At 59.0% G+C, this 20,159-nt stretch carries 18 protein-coding genes; 7 read left to right on the top strand and 11 right to left on the bottom strand.

The window, feature by feature from the left end:
• Positions 1-25: 25 nt before the first annotated feature.
• From EXN68_RS04525 to EXN68_RS04515, 3 genes are all read right to left on the bottom strand, one after another.
• Complete coding sequence (locus EXN68_RS04525) at positions 26-352, bottom strand: RcnB family protein (protein WP_003525025.1); 327 nt, start codon at positions 350-352, stop codon at positions 26-28.
• Positions 353-1,077: 725 nt separating this feature from the next.
• Complete coding sequence (gene mgrA / locus EXN68_RS04520) at positions 1,078-2,109, bottom strand: L-glyceraldehyde 3-phosphate reductase (RefSeq protein ID WP_142839786.1); 1,032 nt, start codon at positions 2,107-2,109, stop codon at positions 1,078-1,080.
• Positions 2,110-2,212: 103 nt separating this feature from the next.
• Entirely contained in the window at positions 2,213-4,711 is a 2,499-nt protein-coding gene (locus tag EXN68_RS04515) for a beta-mannosidase (protein ID WP_161991190.1), read from the bottom strand.
• Between the two features lie 489 nt (positions 4,712-5,200).
• On the opposite strand from EXN68_RS04515, the gene EXN68_RS04510 reads away from it, so the two are divergent.
• The gene (locus EXN68_RS04510; RefSeq protein WP_142839784.1) at positions 5,201-6,253 is read left to right on the top strand and encodes a LacI family transcriptional regulator; all 1,053 of its coding nucleotides are present in this window, start codon (positions 5,201-5,203) and stop codon (positions 6,251-6,253) included.
• 191 nt (positions 6,254-6,444) lie between these two features.
• Here the strand turns inward: EXN68_RS04510 and znuA are convergent, their stop codons facing one another.
• Positions 6,445-7,428: a zinc ABC transporter substrate-binding protein ZnuA gene (znuA, locus tag EXN68_RS04505; RefSeq protein ID WP_142839783.1), complete on the bottom strand. Its 984-nt coding sequence runs from the start codon at positions 7,426-7,428 to the stop codon at positions 6,445-6,447.
• Between the two features lie 104 nt (positions 7,429-7,532).
• Between znuA and znuC the strand changes: the two genes are divergently transcribed.
• From znuC to zur, 3 genes are read left to right on the top strand one after another with little or no spacing between them, the layout of a single operon-like run.
• On the top strand, positions 7,533-8,456 hold the full coding sequence (gene znuC / locus EXN68_RS04500) for a zinc ABC transporter ATP-binding protein ZnuC (RefSeq protein ID WP_142839782.1): 924 nt from the start codon (positions 7,533-7,535) through the stop codon (positions 8,454-8,456).
• The gene (znuB, locus tag EXN68_RS04495; protein WP_142839781.1) at positions 8,449-9,267 is read left to right on the top strand and encodes a zinc ABC transporter permease subunit ZnuB; all 819 of its coding nucleotides are present in this window, start codon (positions 8,449-8,451) and stop codon (positions 9,265-9,267) included. The genes znuC and znuB overlap by 8 nt, the downstream gene beginning before the upstream one ends.
• The gene (zur, locus tag EXN68_RS04490; RefSeq protein WP_065115613.1) at positions 9,264-9,677 is read left to right on the top strand and encodes a zinc uptake transcriptional repressor Zur; all 414 of its coding nucleotides are present in this window, start codon (positions 9,264-9,266) and stop codon (positions 9,675-9,677) included. Before znuB ends, zur begins: the two co-directional genes overlap by 4 nt.
• 38 nt (positions 9,678-9,715) lie before the next feature.
• On the opposite strand, the gene EXN68_RS04485 is transcribed toward zur, so the two are convergent.
• Positions 9,716-10,249 (bottom strand): gamma carbonic anhydrase family protein, encoded by a 534-nt coding sequence (locus EXN68_RS04485; RefSeq protein ID WP_142839780.1) that lies wholly within the window; start codon positions 10,247-10,249, stop codon positions 9,716-9,718.
• A gap of 35 nt (positions 10,250-10,284) precedes the next feature.
• Positions 10,285-10,974, bottom strand: a complete 690-nt coding sequence (locus EXN68_RS04480) for a fumarylacetoacetate hydrolase family protein (RefSeq protein ID WP_142839779.1) — start codon at positions 10,972-10,974, stop codon at positions 10,285-10,287.
• 138 nt (positions 10,975-11,112) lie between these two features.
• Here EXN68_RS04480 and dusA point away from each other — a divergent pair, with 138 nt between their 5' ends.
• Complete coding sequence (dusA, locus tag EXN68_RS04475; protein ID WP_142839778.1) at positions 11,113-12,123, top strand: tRNA dihydrouridine(20/20a) synthase DusA; 1,011 nt, start codon at positions 11,113-11,115, stop codon at positions 12,121-12,123.
• A 188-nt stretch (positions 12,124-12,311) separates the two neighbouring features.
• Here the strand turns inward: dusA and EXN68_RS04470 are convergent, their stop codons facing one another.
• From EXN68_RS04470 to uvrA, 3 genes are all read right to left on the bottom strand, one after another.
• Positions 12,312-12,836, bottom strand: coding sequence for a GNAT family N-acetyltransferase (locus tag EXN68_RS04470; protein ID WP_142839777.1), 525 nt, complete (start codon positions 12,834-12,836; stop codon positions 12,312-12,314).
• A 188-nt stretch (positions 12,837-13,024) separates the two neighbouring features.
• Positions 13,025-13,825 carry a DUF72 domain-containing protein gene (locus EXN68_RS04465; RefSeq protein ID WP_142839776.1) on the bottom strand — a complete coding sequence of 267 codons (801 nt, stop codon included), beginning with the start codon at positions 13,823-13,825 and terminating at the stop codon, positions 13,025-13,027.
• Between the two features lie 57 nt (positions 13,826-13,882).
• A complete protein-coding gene (gene uvrA, locus EXN68_RS04460) occupies positions 13,883-16,804 on the bottom strand; it encodes an excinuclease ABC subunit UvrA (RefSeq protein WP_142839775.1) in 2,922 nt (973 codons plus the stop codon).
• 277 nt (positions 16,805-17,081) lie between these two features.
• On the opposite strand from uvrA, the gene EXN68_RS04455 reads away from it, so the two are divergent.
• Positions 17,082-17,675, top strand: a complete 594-nt coding sequence (locus EXN68_RS04455) for a single-stranded DNA-binding protein (RefSeq protein ID WP_052760243.1) — start codon at positions 17,082-17,084, stop codon at positions 17,673-17,675.
• A gap of 39 nt (positions 17,676-17,714) precedes the next feature.
• The gene (locus tag EXN68_RS04450) at positions 17,715-17,984 is read left to right on the top strand and encodes a hypothetical protein (RefSeq protein ID WP_142839774.1); all 270 of its coding nucleotides are present in this window, start codon (positions 17,715-17,717) and stop codon (positions 17,982-17,984) included.
• Positions 17,985-18,037: 53 nt separating this feature from the next.
• Here EXN68_RS04450 and EXN68_RS04445 read toward each other — a convergent pair whose 3' ends face one another.
• Together EXN68_RS04445 and EXN68_RS04440 are read right to left on the bottom strand one after the other, a co-directional pair.
• Positions 18,038-19,186: a CBS domain-containing protein gene (locus tag EXN68_RS04445; protein ID WP_142839773.1), complete on the bottom strand. Its 1,149-nt coding sequence runs from the start codon at positions 19,184-19,186 to the stop codon at positions 18,038-18,040.
• 132 nt (positions 19,187-19,318) lie between these two features.
• Positions 19,319-19,948: a MarC family protein gene (locus tag EXN68_RS04440; protein WP_142839772.1), complete on the bottom strand. Its 630-nt coding sequence runs from the start codon at positions 19,946-19,948 to the stop codon at positions 19,319-19,321.
• Positions 19,949-20,159: the final 211 nt, after the last annotated feature.

The raw sequence follows: 20,159 nt of genomic DNA, 5'->3' as shown, positions 1-20,159 counted from the left end.
TTTTCATTTCGGTTGCTGCTTCAACTCAGCGGGCGGCGGCGAGGCCGACGATGAGGCCGCTGACGGCGTTGATCAGCAGGAACTGGTTGTCGACGCGTACCCAGCGCTGGTCGCGGCGCGGTTCTGCGAGGTGGTAACGGCGGTAGTCACGGCGGTCCACCATGTTGCGGCGCTCACGGGCCGAGAGGCGCTGGCCGCGATCCCAGCGGTGCTTCTTGACGATGACTTTCTTGGTGGTGACCTGACGCTCGACGGTGACGCCGCGATGGCGATCGTCGTGGCGGCTCTGGGCCTGTGCCATCGGAGCTGCAAGAACGGTGGCTGCCAGAAGAATGGTGACGAACTTTTTCATGGAAGTTTCCTCTCGGGTTTCGATGAGAAGAACTTACGAATAAACGAATGAACGGAAACTGAATTTAAAATTACATTTATGTAATGGTTGTTAATGCTTAGGGGCGGGAGTTAATCTTTTGTTTTGAGATTTTTCTGCTGCCGGAGTGATCGGACCGCCTGGCATAATTGGGCCGCCGTTTTGTTCACCCCGCGGTTACATGTAAATACTGGAAGGCGTTCAATGTCTATCTGTGTCAATTATACTTTTATTCACCTCAAAAAGCGTTCCAATTCTGAAACATTTGCAAATAGATAAACACCACTTTAGTGAGAGCAAAATATCCATCCACGACCAAAGCGAGTAGAAGAGATAAGCATGAAGCCAAGACTAGTTACATCAGTGTCGCTCATATTGATCACCCTTACTGGCTGCACAACTGCGCCGGCAACGCTTAAGAACTCCGGGCCGACTTCTGACGCTTGTGGTGCGTCGCGCTATCAGAAATATGTTGGAGGGCTATCATCCGCGACGGTTGGTCTGAATATTCCCGGAGACTCGCGGCATTATGGGCGACAAGAGCACGTTGCCAACGACACACCGTCAAGACTGAACTTTGTTCATAGCGGCACTGCCACAGAATCTGTAACTAATCCGAAGTCGACCGTCATTCGGGTGTTCTGCGGTTAAAGCCGCCTAATTGAGTGATCGGACCGCCCGGCATAACCGGGCGGTCGTTTTTTCCATCAGACCCGTTCGGCGGATTTTGCCCAGAGGTTGATATCCGCATCCCTGGCGTAACGATCGATTTCCGCCAGCTCCTCGGTGGAGAACTCGGCATTGTCGAGCGCCTTGACGCAATCCTCGACCTGTTCGACACGGCTTGCGCCGATCAGCGCCGAGGTGATGCGACCGCCGCGCAGAACCCAGGCAATCGCCATCTGCGCCAGCGTCTGGCCGCGGCGTTCGGCAATGCTGTTGAGGGAGCGGATGTTTTCAACATTGCGCTTGTTGAGGAAGGCCGGGTTCAGCGACTTGCTCTGCGATGCACGGCTGCCATCCGGCACGCCGCCGAGATATTTCGTCGTCAGCATGCCCTGCGCCAGCGGCGAAAAGACGATGGAGCCGATGCCCAGTTCTTCCAGCGTATCGACGAGACCGTCTTCCTCGATCCAGCGATTGATCATCGAGTAGCTCGGCTGATGGATGATGCAAGGCGTGCCGAGGTCCTTGAGGATGGCGGCGGCCTCGCGGGTGCGCTTCGAGTTGTAGGACGAGATGCCGACATAAAGCGCCTTGCCCGAGCGCACGATCTGGTCCAGCGCGCCGCAGGTTTCCTCAAGCGGTGTGTTGGGGTCGAAACGGTGGGAATAGAATATGTCGACGTAGTCCAGCCCCATGCGCTTCAGGCTCTGGTCGCAGGAAGAGATCAGATATTTGCGGCTGCCCCATTCACCATACGGGCCGGGCCACATGTTGTAACCGGCCTTGGAGGAGATGATCATCTCGTCGCGATAGCCGGCGAAATCCGTCTTCAGGATTTCACCGAAGGCGGTTTCGGCACTGCCGGGCGGCGGGCCGTAATTGTTGGCGAGATCGAAATGGGTGATGCCGAGATCAAATGCGCGGCGGCAAATGGCCTGTTTCGTCTGGTGCGGCGTATCGTTGCCGAAATTGTGCCAGAGCCCCAGCGAGATTGCCGGCAGCTTCAGGCCGGTCTTGCCGCAATGATTGTATTTCATGGACGCGTATCGGTTTTCGGCCGGTTGCCAAACCATGGGTCTTCCTCCACTTGCTGATGACTGGCTGCCGGAGAACCCGGCAACCCTTTGAACCGATGAAAACAGGTGCGGGCGCACCTGTCATTCCCCAGAGGGATGGTTATGCCTTTCTCTGCATTGTTTCAATGCCGCGATTGGGCGAGGATTGGCAGGAATGAAGATCGAAGATGCGGAAATGCGGCTGGGGGCCATCCGCCTTCGGGGTGAAGATGATGCGGCGCGTTTCGCCGGCGGAAAGATCGAACAGATTGTCCGAATATCGCCCCGGCTGGTCCGCCTCCAGCATGACGAAGAGGGCGAGACCGGCGGCGGTGACATCGATTTCAAACTGACCGTTCTTCAGCGGGCCGACTGACAGATCCAACCCGGCGGGCTGAAGCTCCAGCGCCTTGTAGGTGTCGCGCACGTGATGGCCTTCCCCGGTCATGCCGTTGGAGGCAATGAAGCTCCACGCAAGGATGGCGCCATCCGGCAGGCTGTCCATGTCGATTTCGGTCAGCGTCGCGGCCTTATCCGTCGCGCATGTGCCGTTGGCGGATTTCAGCGGCACGCGGTTGCCGTCCATGGTCAGCGCAACGATGTTCATGTCGATCTCGACATCTTCCGCCGTGTCGTTGACCATGGAAAAGCTCACCTGTCGCCCATCCCTGGAGGAAATGGCCGAGACCGTGACCGGCTGGAAAAAACGGCGGGCGGCATAATGCAGCGCCTTCCAGCCACCGCCATAATCGAGGCTCGACCATGAGGCGACCGGCCATGTGTCGTTCAGCTGCCAATAAAGCGTGCCCATGCAATGGGGTTTCAGCGAGCGCCAGTAGTCGACCGCCGTGCGGATGGCCAGCGCCTGTTGAACCTGGCTCAGATAGACGAAGTTCTCGAAATCCCTGGGGAAGCGGAAATAACGGAACATGGTGCCGGCGATCCGTTCATTGCCGCCGACATTCTTCTGGTGCAGTTCGATGACCGGGGAGGCGATGTTCATGTCCTTGTCTTCGGCATAGGTGCGGATGACGGGCATGGATGTGTAGGACTGGAAACCGAATTCGGAGCAGAAACGCGGTTTGACCGACCGGTAATTGTCGAACGACTTATTCTCGTGCCAGACGGACCAGTAATGCATGTCGCCGGAACCATCCGCGTGCCATGCATCGCCGTAATCGAGATAACCCGACGCGGGACTCGATGGCCACCAGAGCGCTTCGGGGGCGGCTTTTTTCAGGGCCCGTTCGATGGTGCGGTTCAGGCGATCATAGGCGACGAGATAGCGGTCGCGATTGTTGCGGGATTCATCGAACCAGGTCAGCGCGCCCACCAGCTCGTTATCGCCGCACCACAGCGCGATGGAGGCATGCGAGGACAGGCGTTTCACCTGGTAATCGACCTCGTGTTCGACATTGTCGAGAAAGTCCTCACTGCAGGGATAAAGATTGCAGGCGAACATGAAGTCCTGCCAGACCAGAAGGCCAAGGCGATCACAGAGATCGTAGAACCAGTCTTCCTCATAGAACCCGCCGCCCCAGACGCGGATCATGTTCATGTTGGCCTCGACCGCGGAGCAGAGGAGATCTTCGGTCTTTTCCCGGCTGGTCAGCGAATGGAGCGCATCTGCCGGAATCCAGTTGGCGCCGCGGCAGAATATCTCCCGGCCGTTGATGCGGAAAGCGAAACGGCTGCCCGCTTCATCCTTGTCCGTCAGTAGTTCGATGGTCCTGAAGCCGATCTGGCGGGTGACGGTCTCGTCGGGCAATTCCACCGTCAGCCTGTAGAGTGTCTGCTCGCCACTGCCGACCGGCCACCAGAGTTGCGGATTTTCCACGAAGAAGACGTGGCGCACCACCGTCTCGCCCGCGCCGACGCCGCAATCGAGCCGCAGTCTTTCATCGTTGAGGGAGAGGTAGACCGGCAGGCTTGCCGGGCCTTCGGCAAACAGCGTCACGGCCACATGCAACTCAACGCCGCCTTCGACATGATGCTGCGAGGTGATGACATGCTCGATGCGGGCCGTATCGAGGCGCTTCAGCAGGATTTTGCCGTAAAGCCCAAGCGGCGCAATGGCGATGTTCCAGTCCCAGCCGAAATGGCATTGTGGCTTGCGCAACATGTTGCCATTGGCGATCGGCGAATTGCCGGGGTGATAGGGAATATAAAAGGGCTGCCGCGCCTGACGTTCTGCACCGGCCACGATGTTGGAATGGAAATGGATGCGGATGGTGTTTTCACCCGGCCGCACTGCGCGCGAAATATCGGGGCGGTAACGGCGGAAGCAATTGTCGGCGCTCAGGACCGGGACATCGTTGACAAAGACGATGGCGACGGTGTCGAGATAATCAATATCGAGATACCAGCTGGCATCGGCCTCATCGAGGATGAATGTGCGCTCAATGATCCAGTCCCGCTGCGCCACCCATTGCACCGCGTTTTCATTGGCGCCGTGATAGGGGTCGGGAATGATGTCCGCATTTTTGAGCGCGGTGTGAATATCGCCGGGGACGGAAAGCTCGGTGGCATGGTCTCCCTCCACCGAACTCAGGCGCCAGAGCCCGGCCAGATCGATGGTGGTTTCGGGCGTGGAAGAAGAGATCATGGTGGGACCCTGCATAATATGAATTCAACAAAGACGGCCCGGCATTGTGAAGCAGGCTTGTGTCAGAATCTGGGGGAACTGCATGCCGGCAAAACGGCTTTTGCCGGTTCGCTCCACGTCACGATCTTCTCCCTTCGGCAACGTTACCGTAAAACAAACGTGCCGTCATGCCTTTGATTGCCGACTGGCGAGGTTAAATGCGTCTGTCATCAACGTCACGCGGTGAAGAGGTAGCCTTATTCTAATTATTCGATAATTTATTTATATATATCAATAAGTTATATTTGTTTTTTAATTTAAATAATTAATTTCTGTATGTTTTCGAGGCTTGGGTTTCATGGCTGCGGGAACAGTTTCATGGGAGGAAATATTTTCTGCACCTGCATCGTTATAGCTGAATTGAGGCGTGATGGGATGAGGCCGAGCGGTGCGAGGGGACGTTTGCCTTTGCAACAGCGCAAAAGCTATCTATGATTATCGTTCGGTAAAGCGTGGCGAAATGACATGAACGATACTGGTAAATCCGGCGGGGGCGAAGCACCCGCGACGACGGGCGAGCGCCCGACCTTGAAGACCATCGCCTATATGACAGGTCTTGGCATCACCACAGTCTCGCGTGCATTGAAGGATGCGCCCGATATCGGCGCCGAGACCAAGGAGCGCGTGCGGCTGATCGCCCGGCAGATCGGCTACCAGCCCAACCGCGCCGGCGTGCGGCTTCGCACCGGCAAGACCAATGTCATCGCACTGGTGTTGAGTGTCGACGAAGAACTGATGGGTTTCACCAGCCAGATGGTGTTCGGCATCACCGAGATACTCTCCACCACGCAATATCACCTGGTCGTCACGCCACATATCCACGCCAAGGATTCCATGGTGCCGATCCGCTACATTCTCGAGACCGGCTCGGCGGATGGGGTCATTATTTCGAAGATCGAGCCGAACGATCCGCGCGTCCGTTTCATGACCGAGCGCAACATGCCCTTCGTCACCCATGGGCGGTCCGATATGGGCATCGAACATGCCTTTCACGATTTCGACAATGAGGCCTACGCTTACGAGGCAGTCGAGCGTCTGGCGCAATGCGGGCGCAAACGGATTGCCGTGATCATGCCGCCATCGCGATTTTCTTACCACGATCATGCGCGCAAGGGGTTCAATCGCGGGATCAGGGATTTCGGCCTTACCGAATTTCCCATTGATGTCGTCACCATCGAGACGCCGCTCGACAAAATCCGCGATTACGGCCAGAGGCTGATGCAATCGGATGATCGTCCCGATGGCATCGTCTCGATCAGCGGCAGCAGCACCATCGCGCTGCTGGCGGGTTTCGAAGCGGCGGGTGTGAAGATCGGCAAGGATATCGATATCGTCTCGAAACAGTCGGCCGAGTTCCTGAACTGGATCAAGCCGCAAATCCATACCGTCAACGAGGATATCAAGCTGGCGGGCAGGGAGCTTGCGAAAGCCCTTCTGGCACGTATCAACGGCGCTCCGCCGGAAACCCTGCAGAGCGTCAGCGAGCCGGTCTGGTCTTCCATGGCGCCGAAGCCGTAAAGAGCAGCGTCGGAATCGATGCTTTGCACCCGCCTCTGTTGCGGGTTGCCACTTACTCGCCGTCATGCCGGCCTCGAGCCGGCATCCAGCCAGCCCAAGTCCTTGGGCTGGAAGGAGTCTCCCCGTCGCGCGGACGCGCGTCGGCTGGATTCCGGCTCAAGGCCGGAATGACGGAAAAGAAGCGTTATCGCTCACGGCTGGACCAGGCAGTCCTTCAGCGAGCCGGCAATGCCGCGCATCAGCTTGAAATAGAGGTCGGGACCGGGCTCCAGCGTGGCCGCTTCCGGATCGAGCGTCGCGGACTTTGCCGCCGTGCCTTCAGTGATGACCGAGATCAGTTTCGGCTCGAATTGCGGTTCGGCGAAAACGCAGGTTGCGCCTAGCTGGCGAACCTTTTCCTGCATCTGCTTGACGCGGTCCGCACCGGGCAGGGTCTCGGGGCTGACGGTGATCGACCCCGCCGTCTTCACGCCATAACGGTGCTCGAAATATTGATAGGCGTCGTGAAAGACGATGAAAGGCTTGTCCTTGATCGGCTTGACCGTTTCAGCCAGTTCCGTGTCGAGTGCATCGAGATCGTCGATCAGCTTTTTGGTGTTGGCCTGATAGGTCGCAGCATTGCCGGCATCGGCCGCAATCAGTGCGGTTTCGATCGTCTGCGCCATGGCCTTGGCATTGGCGGGATCAAGCCAGAGATGGGTATCATAGGCGCCGTGCCCATGATCATGGTCGCCGTGGTCATGGCCATGATCGTGTGCCGCCTCGCCATCCGCATGGTCTTCATGACCCTCTTCGCCATGGTCATGCGCCTCGAAGGGGCCGCCTTCACGGAAAGGCAGCTTTTCCAGCCCCTTGGCGTCTTCCAGTTCCACCACCGTCGCCTTGCTGGCCAGTGCCTCCAGCGGCTTTTCCAGGAAAGCTTCCAGCCCGGGCCCAACCCAGAACACCACATCCGCCTTTTCCAGCTTGCGCGCATTGGAGGGCCGCAGGTTATAGGTATGTGGCGAGGCGGCACCCTCAACGATGAGCTGCGGTTCACCAACGCCGCGCATGATGGCTGCCACGAGTGAGTGGATGGGCTTGATCGAGACCACGACATCGGGCGCGGCTGTGGCGCCCGAAGCGGCGGCCGCGATTGCGACCGACGCCATGAGCGGGATCAGGATCGATTTCATGCAATGCACTCCACTTGAAGAAGTATAGTTATGTTATTACATTTATTGCGTAACTCTATAACGTATGCAATAGCGGTAGGCAACATCGCCGAACGGACAATCCCATGCTTCATTCCTCCCGTCAGGGTAACGATATACTGGTTTCCCTTGCCAATGCCGGCGTGCAGCGCAATGGCCGCTGGCTGGTGCGCGGCGTGGAGTTTTCCGTCAGCAAGAGCGAGATCGTGACGCTGATCGGCCCGAACGGCTCCGGCAAATCCACAAGCGCGAAAATGGCGATCGGCGTAATGAAACCAACCGAGGGTGAAGTCTCGCGCATTGCCGGCCTGCGCGTTGGTTATGTGCCGCAGAAGCTTTCGGTGGACTGGACCATGCCGCTTTCGGTACGGCGGCTGATGACGCTGACCGGGCCGCTGCCCGCCCGCGAGATCGATGCGGCGTTGAATGCGACAGGCATCTCACATCTGGCGAACGCCGAAGTTCAACACCTTTCCGGCGGCGAGTTCCAGCGTGCGCTTTTGGCTCGCGCCATCGCCCGCAAGCCCGATCTTCTCGTACTTGACGAGCCCGTGCAGGGTGTGGATTTCTCCGGTGAGATCGCGCTCTATGATCTGATAAAAAATATCAGAAATTCAAGTAATTGCGGAATTCTGTTAATCTCGCATGACCTGCATGTGGTGATGGCGGAAACCGATACCGTGATCTGCCTGAATGGCCATGTCTGCTGCCGGGGAACACCGCAGGCGGTAAGCCAGAGCCCGGAATATATGCGGCTGTTCGGCGGTTCTGCCGCAAAGGCGCTTGCCGTCTACAGCCACCACCACGACCACACCCATCTGCCCGATGGCCGGGTGCAGCACGCGGATGGTTCGGTGACGGATCATTGCCACCCTGAAGACGGCCACCACCATGCCCATGATCATGGCCACCATCATGATGACCATGGCGACGAATGCGGTTGCGGCCATGAACATGAACATGGGGACCATGCGCCCTCGAAACACGCGCAGGGAGAACGGCATGTTTGACGATTTCTTCGTTCGCGCCATGGTCGCCGGCATCGGCGTTGCCCTTACCGCCGGACCTCTCGGCTGTTTCGTGGTCTGGCGGCGCATGGCCTATTTCGGGGATACGATGGCCCATTCAGCGCTGCTTGGCGTCGCGCTCTCGCTGCTGTTGCAGCTCAACCTCATCATCAGCGTCTTTCTGGTGGCGTCCGCTGTTTCGATCCTGCTGATTTTTCTGCAGCGGCGGCAGGCACTGTCGTCCGACGCATTGCTTGGCATCCTGTCCCATTCAGCTCTCGCCATTGGCCTTGTCATCGTCGCCTTCATGAGCTGGGTGCGTATCGATCTCGTCTCGTTCCTGTTCGGCGATATTCTTGCTGTCACCCGCAGCGATATCGCGCTGATCTGGGGCGGCGGGCTGGTGGTCATCGTTTCCATGGTGTTCCTGTGGCGGTCGCTGCTCGCTTCCACCGTCAATACCGAACTGGCTGAAGCCGAAGGGCTGAACCCGGAGCGGGCGAAGCTCATCTTCACGCTGTTGATGGCGCTGGTGATTGCCATTGCGATGAAGGTGGTCGGCATCATGCTCATCACTTCGCTGCTGATCATACCGGCTGCCACTGCCAGACGTTTTTCTGCCACGCCGGAGGTGATGGCCGTGGTCGCGTCGCTGATTGGCGCCATCGCGGTTATCGGCGGCCTGTTCGGCTCGCTGACCTATGATACGCCGTCCGGCCCCTCCATCGTGGTTGCCGCGGTGATCCTGTTCGTTATAAGCCTGTTGCCGGCGCCGGGTTTTTCCCGCTCCGCGGATGAAGGAGGCAAATCATGAATGCGCAGACCCAGCAGAACCTCACCAAGAACCAGTCGCTGGTCATGAATGCCCTGTCAAACGCGCATCAGCCGCTCAGTGCCTATATGATCCTCGACAAGCTGCGGGATGACGGGTTCCGCGCGCCGCTGCAGGTGTACCGGGCGCTGGAAAAGCTGGTGGAATTCGGTCTCGTGCACCGGCTGGAAAGCCTCAACGCTTTCGTTGCCTGCACGCATACGCAGGCCGAGTGCTGCTCGCACCACCATGGCACCGTGGCGTTCGCCATCTGCGAATCCTGCGGGCAGGTGACCGAGTTCCATGATCACGAAATCGACCACCGTCTTGAGCGCTGGGTGAAGGACAGCAAGTTCAAGGCGGAAAAGACCACCATCGAGATTCGTGGTCTCTGCGCAAACTGCGCGTCCTAGGCTTTGTTTGCGGGGTGGGCATGGTTGCCCACCGTTGCTCATCCTTCGATAATCGCCAGATCTTTCGAAAAACGCTTCCAGTTCTCAATGTATTTTTCCGCGGAACGGCGCAGGCCGGCGACGGCTTCGTCATCCAGCGTTCGGATGGCCCGCGCCGGCGAGCCGACGATCAGTGAATTGTCGGGAAATTCCTTGCCTTCCGTCACCAGCGCATTGGCGCCGACGAGGCAGTTGCGGCCGATCTTTGCGCCGTTCAGGATCGTTGCGCCCATGCCGATCAGAGAATTGTCGCCGATGCTGCAGCCATGCACGATGGCGTGGTGGCCGATTGTGCACATTTCGCCGATGGTCGCGGCAAAGCCGGGATCGCTGTGCACCATCGCGCCTTCCTGGATATTGGTGCCGCGCCCGACGCTGATCGGCTCGTTATCACCGCGCAATGTCGCGCCGAACCAGATGCCGACATCTTCGCCGAGCGTTACCGAACCGATGACATTGGCATCGGGGGCGACCCAGTAACGATCCGGGGCAGGGGTTTGCGGCACCCGGTCGGCGAGGCGGTAAAGCGGCATTCGGTTTCTCCCTCTGGAATATGCGCCGGCAGCGATCAGGCGACCGTGACCGACAGCGTACCGACACCATCGACGCCGCAGTCGATGCGGTCACCGCGCACGATCGGACCAACGCCGGCCGGCGTGCCGGTCATGATCACGTCACCGGCGGCAAGCGTGAAGAGCTTGGAAAGCTCGGCGATCACTTCCGGCACCTTCCAGATCATCTGTGCGAGATCGCCCGTCTGCTTGCGCTCGCCATTGACATCAAGCCAGATCGCGCCGGTTGCGGGATGGCCGATCTTGTCCGCGGGAACGATGGCGGAAACCGGGGCGGAATATTCAAACGCCTTGGCGCCTTCCCAGGAACGGCCCATCTTCTTCAGCCCGTCCTGCAGGTCGCGGCGGGTCATGTCGATGCCGACGGCATAACCCCAGACGTGGTTCAGGGCCTCGGCAGCTGGAATATCCGCGCCGCCGCTTTTCAGCACCACGACGCATTCCACCTCGTAATGCACGTTCGAGGACAGGGACGGATAGGGGAAATCATTGCCGGCGGGCAGAAGATTGTCCGGGTTCTTCTGGAAATAAAAGGGCGGCTCGCGCGAGGGATCGTGGCCCATCTCGATGGCGTGATCGGCATAATTGCGGCCAACGCAATAGACCCGCCGCACGGGGAACATGTCGCCTGTACCTTCAACGGGCAGGAGAACGGGTTTCGGGGCGGGGATGACGGTGGCGGCCATGGGAATTTCCTGTCGTGTCTTTAAGGTGCAATTCTTGTCCCGCGATTCCGGGCTGATTTCCAGTTGAAAATGCTGTCGAGTGCAAAACTGGCTTTTTGCGGTCCTTTGCTGTAGAAGCCGGCGCAAAGAGGTTAATCCATGTACAGACAAGCGCTTGCCAGCGGCGAAAAAATCTTCGCCGTGGCCCCCATGATCGACTGGACCGACACGAGGTGCAGGTTTCTGCACCGGCAATTGTCGAAGCGCGCGCTGCTGTTTACTGAAATGATCGTTGCCGATGCCATCATCCATGGCCAGCGCGACAGGCTGCTCGGTTATCATCCGCAGGAACATCCCGTCGCGCTGCAGCTTGGTGGATCGGACCCGGCCAAGCTTGCCGAGGCGGTTCGTATTGCCGGCGATTACGGCTATGACGAAATCAACCTCAATGTCGGCTGCCCTTCGGATCGGGTGCAATCCGGCACCTTCGGCGCCTGCCTGATGCGCGAGCCCGAAGCCGTGGCGCAATGCGTTTCGGCGATGAAGGCGGTTGCCACTGTGCCGGTGACTGTCAAATGTCGCATCGGGGTGGATGATCAGGAGCCGGAAACCGTGTTGCCGGATTTTCTGGCGCGTGTTGTCGCGGCCGGCGCGGATGCCGTGTGGATCCATGCGCGTAAAGCCTGGCTGCAGGGGCTCTCGCCGAAGGAAAACCGCGAGGTGCCGCCGCTCGATTATGATCTCGTCCATCGTATGAAGCGGGAAAATCCCGATGTCTTCGTCGGCATCAATGGCGGTATCGCCGATCTCGATCAGGCGTGTGACCATCTGCAACATATGGATGGCGTCATGCTCGGCCGCGCCGCCTATCACAACACCTCCATTCTCGCCGATGTCGATCACCGCATCTACGGTGACGAGGCCCGGCAAGCTGACTGGATGGGGTTGCGCGACGCGATGATGGCCTATGCCGCCGATTATATTGCTGCTGGTGGGCGTCTCAACCACGTCACCCGCCATATGGTCGGTCTGTTTCAGGGCATGCCGGGCGCGCGCCGTTTCCGGCAAATCCTCTCCAGCGATGCCACCCGTCCGGGGGCAGGGACGGAGGTGATCGAGGCGGCTTTCGCAGCGATCGATTTCAACCCGACGAAGGAACTGGCGGGCTGAAGGCTGGAAACGGCATTCTTTCGATTTTATGCCGTCGGCAACCAGGGCGTTGCGGAGAGTTCCGCAGCCTCAATCGGGAGATATCCTGGAGCATTTCGAGTAAAACTGCGTAGTGGTTTTACGTCCGGAACGTGCGGAAAAACAATGGGCTTGAGCAGGTCCGGCTATTCCGTTTGGACCGGACTGCTCTAGGGAGCGACCCAGACCAGCCCGCGCCATTCCTTGTCCGTATGACCGGGCATGGAGAAATCGCGCGATGGTTCGCGGATCAGGCCAAGGCGCGACATGACGGCCTGGGAGCGAAAATTATCGGGGCTGGTATAGGCGATGATCCCAGCTATTCCCGCGTATCCGGTAGCATGGGTCAGCGAGGCTTTTGCGCTTTCGGTCGCATAACCTTTTCCCCAGGCCTGCCTTATGAAACGCCAGCCGATTTCGTGGTGCTGGCCAAGTGGATGGTCTTCGGACAGGCGCGGCATGACGCCGGCATAACCGAGAAACAGGCCATCGGGATTTTCAACAGCCCAGCGGGCGATGCCCTGTTCGCGCTCTGCCCTGCGGTAGCGCTCGAATTTCTCCCTGCTCCGCGCCTCGTCCGCCGGCCCGCCCTGATCGGCCATCACCTCCGGATCGGATTGCATCGCGGCGAAGGCTTCAAAATGGTCGTCCCGCCAAAGGCGCAGGCGTAAACGTTCCGTCTCGATCATATTCATTCCGGCCAGCCCTCTGATAACGACAGCCTTTTGCCGGCGAAGCGCCTTGTGCCGTCATTGGCATTCTTGCCGGCGTGAGATGACGGGAATGAGACGCGAGCTGTTTATTCTCCGGATACCGAATGTTTTTCGGTACGACGATTTATCGGTGACGCCGCAACATCAGGTGTTCGGCGTCGCCGCGTCACTCAGACAGCCTTTTGCAATTCCTGTGCACCGTTGGGCGCATTGACTTTGCCACCGGTGATGAAGAAGGCGAAAACGTCACGCGGCGTTTTTTCCGCTTTCCGGTCGGGCGCGATCAGCGGCAGATCGTCGGGTAGGCCGCCCGCCGCATAGGTCTTGACCCGTTCTGCCCAATGGCCGATCTCCGCCTTCGGGTAACAGGTTGCGATGTCGTCTTCGCCCTTTTGCAGGCGGCAATAGACGAAATCGGCCGTGACGTCAGGCAGCATCGGGTAATCGTGGTGATCGGCGCAGACGACGGCGACCTTGTGTCTGGCGAGAAGATCGATGAATTCCGGCACCTGGAATGTCGGGTTGCGCACCTCGACCACATGGCGAAGACGGATACCATCCTGCTTTTCAGGCAGGAGCGCCAGAAAGGCGCCGAAATCATCCGCGTCGAATTTTTTCGTGGGGGCGAACTGCCAGAGGATGGGGCCGAGATGAGAGCCGAGTTCCGTCAACCCTTGAGTCAAAAACTTCGTCATGGATTCCCCGGCTTCGGCCAGAACCTTGCGGTTGGTGACAAAGCGGCTGGCCTTCAGGGAGAAGATGAAATCCTCAGGCACTTCGGATGCCCATTTGGCGAAGGTCTCGGGCTTCTGGCTGCTGTAATAGGTGCCATTCACCTCAATGGCCGTCAATTGCCGGCTGGCATGTTCGAGCTGGCGTTTCTTCGGCAGCTTTTCCGGATAAAACGTGCCTTCCCATGGCTCGAATGTCCAGCCGCCGATACCGGTGCGGATCGTGCCTGATGTCGACATATGCTGTTCCTCCTTCAGCCTTTGGCCCATTCGACCTTTGCTGTGAAAGACTGCGGATTACTCCGCAGCCTCGCGTTTGCCGGCCGGCCGGCGTTCCAGAAGTTCCTTCAGGAAATGACCGGTGTAGGAGCGCTCGATCTTGACGATGTCTTCCGGTGTGCCGGTCGCCACAATTTCGCCGCCGCCCGTGCCGCCTTCGGGGCCGATGTCGATGATCCAGTCGGCCGTCTTGATGACCTCGAGGTTGTGTTCGATCACCACGACGGAATTGCCCTGGTCCACCAGCGCCTGCAGCATTTCCAGCAGCTTGTTGACGTCGTGGAAGTGAAGGCCGGTCGTCGGCTCGTCGAGAATGTAAAGTGTGCGGCCCGTCGAGCGCTTTGACAGTTCCTTGGCGAGCTTGACGCGTTGCGCCTCGCCGCCGGATAGGGTGTTGGCCTGCTGGCCGACCTTGATGTAACCGAGGCCGACATCGAACAAAGCCTGCAGCTTGTCACGCACCGCCGGCACGGCGGCGAAGAATTCCACGCCTTCCTCCACCGTCATATCCAAAACGTCGGCGATGGATTTGCCCTTGAAAGTCACGTCCAGCGTCTCGCGATTGTAACGCTTGCCGTGGCACACGTCGCAGGTGACATAGACGTCAGGCAGGAAGTGCATTTCGATCTTGATGACGCCATCGCCCTGGCAGGCCTCGCAGCGGCCGCCCTTGACGTTGAAGGAGAAACGGCCGGGCGCATAACCGCGCGCCTTCGCTTCCGGCAGGCCGGCGAACCAGTCACGGATCGGTGTAAAGGCTCCGGTATAGGTGGCCGGGTTGGAGCGCGGCGTGCGGCCAATCGGCGACTGGTCGATATCGATCACCTTGTCGATGAATTCGAAACCGTCGATGCGATCATGTTCGGCCGGAATTTCGCGGGCGCCCATCACCCGGCGTGCCGCCGACTTGTAAAGCGTCTCGATCAGGAAGGTGGATTTGCCACCACCCGATACGCCGGTCACGGCCGTGAAGACGCCAAGCGGGACCGCCGCCGTGACATTCTGGAGATTATTGCCGCGTGCGCCATGGACCTTGATCTCGCGGCCCTTCTTGGGCTTGCGGCGCTCTGCCGGCACGGCGACCCCGAGTTCGCCGGAGAGATATTTGCCGGTTAGCGATTTCGGATTGGCCATTACGTCCTGCGGCGTGCCTTCGGCGATCACCTGACCGCCGTGAATGCCGGCGGCCGGGCCGATATCGACCACATAATCCGCTGTCAGGATGGCGTCCTCGTCATGTTCGACAACGATGACAGTATTGCCGATATCGCGCAGATGCTTCAGCGTCTCGAGCAGGCGGGCATTGTCACGCTGATGCAGGCCGATCGACGGCTCGTCCAGAACGTAGAGAACACCCGTCAGGCCTGAGCCAATCTGCGAAGCGAGGCGAATGCGCTGGCTTTCGCCGCCGGACAGCGTGCCGGAGTTACGCGACAGGCTGAGATAATCCAGTCCGACATCATTGAGGAAGCGCAGACGTTCGCGGATTTCCTTGAGAATGCGGACGGCGATCTCATTCTGCTTGGCGTTGAGACTTTCCGGCAGCACCTCGAACCAGTCGCGTGCCTTGCGGATCGACATCTGGGTGACTTCGCCGATATGCAGCTTGTTGATCTTGACGGCGAGGGCTTCGGGTTTCAGGCGATAACCGGCGCAGGCCGGGCAGGGCGCTGCCGACATATAACGCTCGATTTCCTCGCGCGCCCAGGCGCTGTCGGTCTCTTTCCAGCGGCGCTCCAGATTGGGAACGATGCCTTCGAAATTTTTCACCGTCTTGTAGGCGCGGGCGCCGTCCTGATAGTTGAATTCTATCTTGTCATCGGTGCCCTGAAGAATGGCGTGCTGCGCGTCCTTCGAAAGCTCCGACCATTTGCTGGACAGTTTAAAACCGAAGGCCTTGCCGAGCGCTTCCAGCGTCTGGTTGTAATAGGGAGAAGACGACTTGGCCCATGGGGCAATGGCGCCGTCGCGCAGCGTGCGGGCCGGTTCCGGAACGATCAGGTTTTCATCCACCTTCTGCTGCGAGCCGAGGCCATCGCAGCTGGGGCAGGCGCCGAAGGGATTGTTGAAGGAAAACAGCCGCGGCTCGATCTCCGGAATAGTGAAGCCGGAGACGGGGCAGGCGAATTTTTCCGAAAACAGCACCCGCTCATGGGTTTCGTTGAGCGACTTGTTGGCGGAGCCGCCGGCGGCGGTTTCTTCCGGCGGCAGAGGCTTGTCGGCGAATTCGGCGATAGCCAGCCCATCGGCGAGCTTGAGGCAGGTCTCGAGACTGTCGGCAAGGCGTGCGGCCATATCCGGGCGCACCACCGCACGGTCGACCACAACATCAATGTCGTGTTTGTATTTCTTGTCGAGTGCCGGCACATCGGCGATTTCGTAGAACTGGCCATCCACCTTGACGCGCTGGAAGCCCTTCTTCATCAGCTCGGCAAGTTCTTTCTTATATTCGCCTTTGCGGCCACGCACGATCGGCGCAAGAATATAAAGACGCGTGCCTTCCTCAAAAGCGAGGATGCGGTCCACCATCTGACTGATGGTCTGGCTTTCGATCGGCAGGCCCGTGGCCGGCGAATAGGGGACGCCAACACGCGCAAACAACAGGCGCATGTAGTCATAGATTTCCGTGACCGTGCCCACCGTGGAACGCGGGTTCTTCGAGGTGGTCTTCTGCTCGATGGAAATGGCCGGCGACAGACCCTCGATACGGTCGACATCCGGTTTCTGCATCATTTCCAGGAACTGGCGCGCATAGGCCGAAAGGCTTTCGACATAACGGCGTTGGCCCTCTGCATAGATGGTGTCGAAGGCAAGCGACGACTTGCCCGAGCCGGACAGCCCGGTCATGACAATCAGCTTGTTGCGTGGCAGATCGAGGTCGATACCCTTGAGATTATGCTCACGGGCACCACGGATGGAAATCGTCTTCAGTTCACTCATGACAAGGCTCGTGGCAAGGCTCGGACAAAAATAACAGGCTTGATGGCGGCGTGTCCTTATGTAGTGACGCAGCCGGAGGTGTCGAGGTCTATTCCCCATCGGTCGGAGCTTTTCAGCCCACTTGACTCGAATTTCGCGATTAAATAGAACAAAAAAGGAACAAATAGCAAGTGCGAATATCCGCTGTTCGAAGCTCTGGATTATTCGTTGTGGATAGTTCCACGCCTGCGGTGCCCTTTGCGGGCGGTGATGGTTATTGTGTGCGGAATTTTTTGAAATGCAATTGCCGGTCATGATGGCCGGCGGACAGGATGACGAGATGGCTGGTAGCGTAAACAAGGTAATTCTGATCGGGAATGTCGGCGCAGATCCCGAAATCCGCCGTACGCAGGATGGCCGCCCCATCGCCAACCTGCGTATCGCCACCTCGGAAACCTGGCGGGACCGCAATAGCGGCGAGCGCAAGGAAAAGACCGAATGGCACACGGTCGTGGTTTTCAACGAAGGCCTGTGCAAGGTCGTCGAGCAATATGTCAAGAAGGGCGCCAAGCTCTATATTGAAGGCCAGCTGCAGACGCGCAAATGGCAGGACCAGACCGGGAACGACCGCTACTCCACCGAAATCGTGTTGCAGGGCTTCAACTCCACGCTCACCATGCTCGATGGTCGCGGTGAGGGCGGCGGCGGTGGCCGTAGCGGCGGTGGTGATTTTGGCGGTGGCGGAGATTACGGCAGCAGCGGTGGCGGCTCCAGCTCCGGTTATGGCGGCGGTTACGACCAGCAGTCCTCATCGCGCGGCGGCTCTTCACGTGGCGGCGGCCAGCCTTCCGGCGGCTTCTCCAACGATATGGACGACGATATTCCGTTCTGAGCCGAAGACGAATGATGTTATGCGTGACAGGAGGCGGGCATGAGTGATGATACGGCACCGAAACAGCCGATCTCAAAACAACCGGCTTCCTGGCGCATCATTCTCGCTTTTTTCCTCGATTTCTGGACAGCGTTTTTCGCCGCCGGATTTCTCGTCGCAGCGGTCGCAGGCGGGCGCACGCCACATGGTTTCGCGCTGAACGGCCTGCCTGCCTTTATCGCCTTAATGCTGATCATCGCCTATTTCATCGTGCTCGGCCGGTTTTTCGGCGGCACGCTGTGGCAGCGGCTTTTGAAGGCTAAACGTTAGCCAAAAGGCTTTGCCGGTTTTTAGGGGAGCCGGTTATTTCGATGTCGCGGTGGTTACGCCGCGACTTTGTCGGCCAGCATCGCCACCATGACGTCGGATTGTGAGACAATCCCCACCATCTTGCCATTGGCATCGATCACCGGCAGGTAATGCAGCCCTTCTTCCGCAAAACGGATGATGGCTTCTTCGATCGAGGTTTCCGGTCGCACGGTTCTGACCGGCGATGTCATGATGTCCTTGACGGTATCGTTGGGGGCACTTGCACCGGAAAGAATGAGGCGCAGGCGCTGCAGGAAACCGATGGAGGGGCGGCCGTTTCTCCAGCTTGCCTTTTCCAGAAAATCCGTCTGGGTGACGATGCCGACGATTTCCGCCCTGTCATTGGTGACGGGCAGGGCCTTGAAATGGTGGCTGTGCATCAGCGCATGGGCATGGCGCAGGCTGTCGTCAGGGGCAACGCCGACCACATCGCGCGACATGACGCTGGCGCAATCGAGATGCAGCGCGCGGCGGCGATAGGAGCGCAGCTCGGTCTTGCGCAGGATGGTCTCCAGCTCCTCGCGATCGATGTCGAGAACTTCGTCATATTCTTTCAGCACCTCATCGAGGTCGGTGGAGGAGAAGCCGATTTTCTGGATGGGGGTCGGATCCGTCGTGCCGTGGGCGGCCTTTCCGAGCTTCAGACCATGCGGATAGGCGCGGCCGGTGGCATTGTTATAGGCGAGCGCCAGCGCAAGAAGGATCAGCGAATTTCCGGCGACCGGCCACAGAAGGAAACCATATCCGAGGCTGTGCACGGCGGGGCCGCCAAGAACCGCCGTCAGCGCCACAGCACCGCTTGGCGGGTGCAGGCAGCGCAGCGCCATCATGGCGGCGATGGCAAGGCTGATGGCGAGCGCGCTGGCGAGGAATAGATCCGGAACCAGCAGCGCCACCGTGACACCCACGAAAGCCGATACCAGATTGCCACACATGATGGACCAGGGCTGCGCCAGCGGGCTCGAGGGCACGGCGAATAAAAGCACGGCCGAAGCGCCCATCGGCGCGATCATGGCGGGCAGGGTGGGGTCGAAGCTGAGTGCGAGACTGCCCAGAAATCCGGTCAGGAGAATGCCCACGAAGGCGCCGGTCGCGGAACGCAGCCTTTCCCTGATACTGACGGGTGCGGCATCCGGGATGAGGCGACGCAGCGTGGAGCGCATGAAGAAAACTTTCGAATCCGGAAAAGATGCGCGTCTTTTAACCGAAACGATGGCCGGATTTAAAGGATGGATTTTTTACAGTTTCAGCGGGATGCGGGATTTTGTTGCGAGATATCGCCACCATGCCGCGTTTCAGAAGGCAAAGGCCGATTTTATGCCGTCGACCACGAATTGCACCGAAAGGGCTGCAAGCAGCACGCCAAGCAGCCGGGTGAGGATCGCCCGGCCGGTATTGCCGAGAAAACGGTCCATGCGTTCCGCAACGATCAGGGCCGCGTAGACAAGGGCCATGGCGAAAGCGAGGATCAGGATCAGTACGACCATCTCGATGGTGGTCTTCATCGTGCCGGCAAGAAGCACGGTGGCGGAAATGGCGCCCGGCCCGGCAATCAGCGGCAAGGCCAGCGGAAAGACCGCCAGATTGTGCAGATGGTCCTTGGTTATGGCGATTTCGGAGGTCTTTTCCTTGCGCTCCTGACGCTTCTCGAAAATCATCTCGAAAGAAATCCAGAACAGCAGAAGGCCACCGGCGATGCGGAAGGCGCCAAGCGAAATGCCGAGCAGGTTGAGGATGGTAAGGCCGAACAGGGCGAAGACGGCGAGAATGCCGAAAGCAATCAGCGAGCCGCGCAGGGCAACCTGACTGCGCTGGCTGCGCGTCATCCCTGCGGTAAGCGCAAGGAATACGGGCGCAAGACCGGGCGGATCGAGCGTGACCAAAAGTGTGGTAAGCGCGTTGATGAGCGTTTCGCTGCTGGCCATTCTTTCCCCGCTTATTGCCTTTTTGTGCGCGAGCCTACGCAAGTCGCGGCTGCTTTGAAAGGGAGCGGCGTTGCTTTTGCCGGGCTAAATCGCGAAAAGCGGTGTTCGTCTTGCAAATGACGCAAAAGACTGTTCAAAACTCGCCGGGAAATTGGCTTAACGTGGCTGTTTCCGCTATAAAAATCCATCCGATTCTTAACAGAGAATGTGA

The sequence above is a fragment of the Martinezella rhizogenes genome, assembly GCF_007002745.1.
Lineage (GTDB): Bacteria > Pseudomonadota > Alphaproteobacteria > Rhizobiales > Rhizobiaceae > Agrobacterium > Agrobacterium cucumeris.
This window is presented reverse-complemented; position numbering and strand designations above follow the sequence as displayed.

Excerpts from the sequence above, each read along its gene's own strand:
- EXN68_RS04525 (WP_003525025.1), bottom strand. The coding sequence starts at position 352 with ATGAAAAAGTTCGTCACCATTCTTCTGGCAGCCACCGTTCTTGCAGCT.
- mgrA (WP_142839786.1), bottom strand. The coding sequence starts at position 2,109 with ATGGTTTGGCAACCGGCCGAAAACCGATACGCGTCCATGAAATACAAT.
- EXN68_RS04515 (WP_161991190.1), bottom strand. The coding sequence starts at position 4,711 with ATGCAGGGTCCCACCATGATCTCTTCTTCCACGCCCGAAACCACCATC.
- EXN68_RS04510 (WP_142839784.1), top strand. The coding sequence starts at position 5,201 with ATGAACGATACTGGTAAATCCGGCGGGGGCGAAGCACCCGCGACGACG.
- znuA (WP_142839783.1), bottom strand. The coding sequence starts at position 7,428 with ATGAAATCGATCCTGATCCCGCTCATGGCGTCGGTCGCAATCGCGGCC.
- znuC (WP_142839782.1), top strand. The coding sequence starts at position 7,533 with ATGCTTCATTCCTCCCGTCAGGGTAACGATATACTGGTTTCCCTTGCC.
- znuB (WP_142839781.1), top strand. The coding sequence starts at position 8,449 with ATGTTTGACGATTTCTTCGTTCGCGCCATGGTCGCCGGCATCGGCGTT.
- zur (WP_065115613.1), top strand. The coding sequence starts at position 9,264 with ATGAATGCGCAGACCCAGCAGAACCTCACCAAGAACCAGTCGCTGGTC.
- EXN68_RS04485 (WP_142839780.1), bottom strand. The coding sequence starts at position 10,249 with ATGCCGCTTTACCGCCTCGCCGACCGGGTGCCGCAAACCCCTGCCCCG.
- EXN68_RS04480 (WP_142839779.1), bottom strand. The coding sequence starts at position 10,974 with ATGGCCGCCACCGTCATCCCCGCCCCGAAACCCGTTCTCCTGCCCGTT.
- dusA (WP_142839778.1), top strand. The coding sequence starts at position 11,113 with ATGTACAGACAAGCGCTTGCCAGCGGCGAAAAAATCTTCGCCGTGGCC.
- EXN68_RS04470 (WP_142839777.1), bottom strand. The coding sequence starts at position 12,836 with ATGAATATGATCGAGACGGAACGTTTACGCCTGCGCCTTTGGCGGGAC.
- EXN68_RS04465 (WP_142839776.1), bottom strand. The coding sequence starts at position 13,825 with ATGTCGACATCAGGCACGATCCGCACCGGTATCGGCGGCTGGACATTC.
- uvrA (WP_142839775.1), bottom strand. The coding sequence starts at position 16,804 with ATGAGTGAACTGAAGACGATTTCCATCCGTGGTGCCCGTGAGCATAAT.
- EXN68_RS04455 (WP_052760243.1), top strand. The coding sequence starts at position 17,082 with ATGCAATTGCCGGTCATGATGGCCGGCGGACAGGATGACGAGATGGCT.
- EXN68_RS04450 (WP_142839774.1), top strand. The coding sequence starts at position 17,715 with ATGAGTGATGATACGGCACCGAAACAGCCGATCTCAAAACAACCGGCT.
- EXN68_RS04445 (WP_142839773.1), bottom strand. The coding sequence starts at position 19,186 with ATGCGCTCCACGCTGCGTCGCCTCATCCCGGATGCCGCACCCGTCAGT.
- EXN68_RS04440 (WP_142839772.1), bottom strand. The coding sequence starts at position 19,948 with ATGGCCAGCAGCGAAACGCTCATCAACGCGCTTACCACACTTTTGGTC.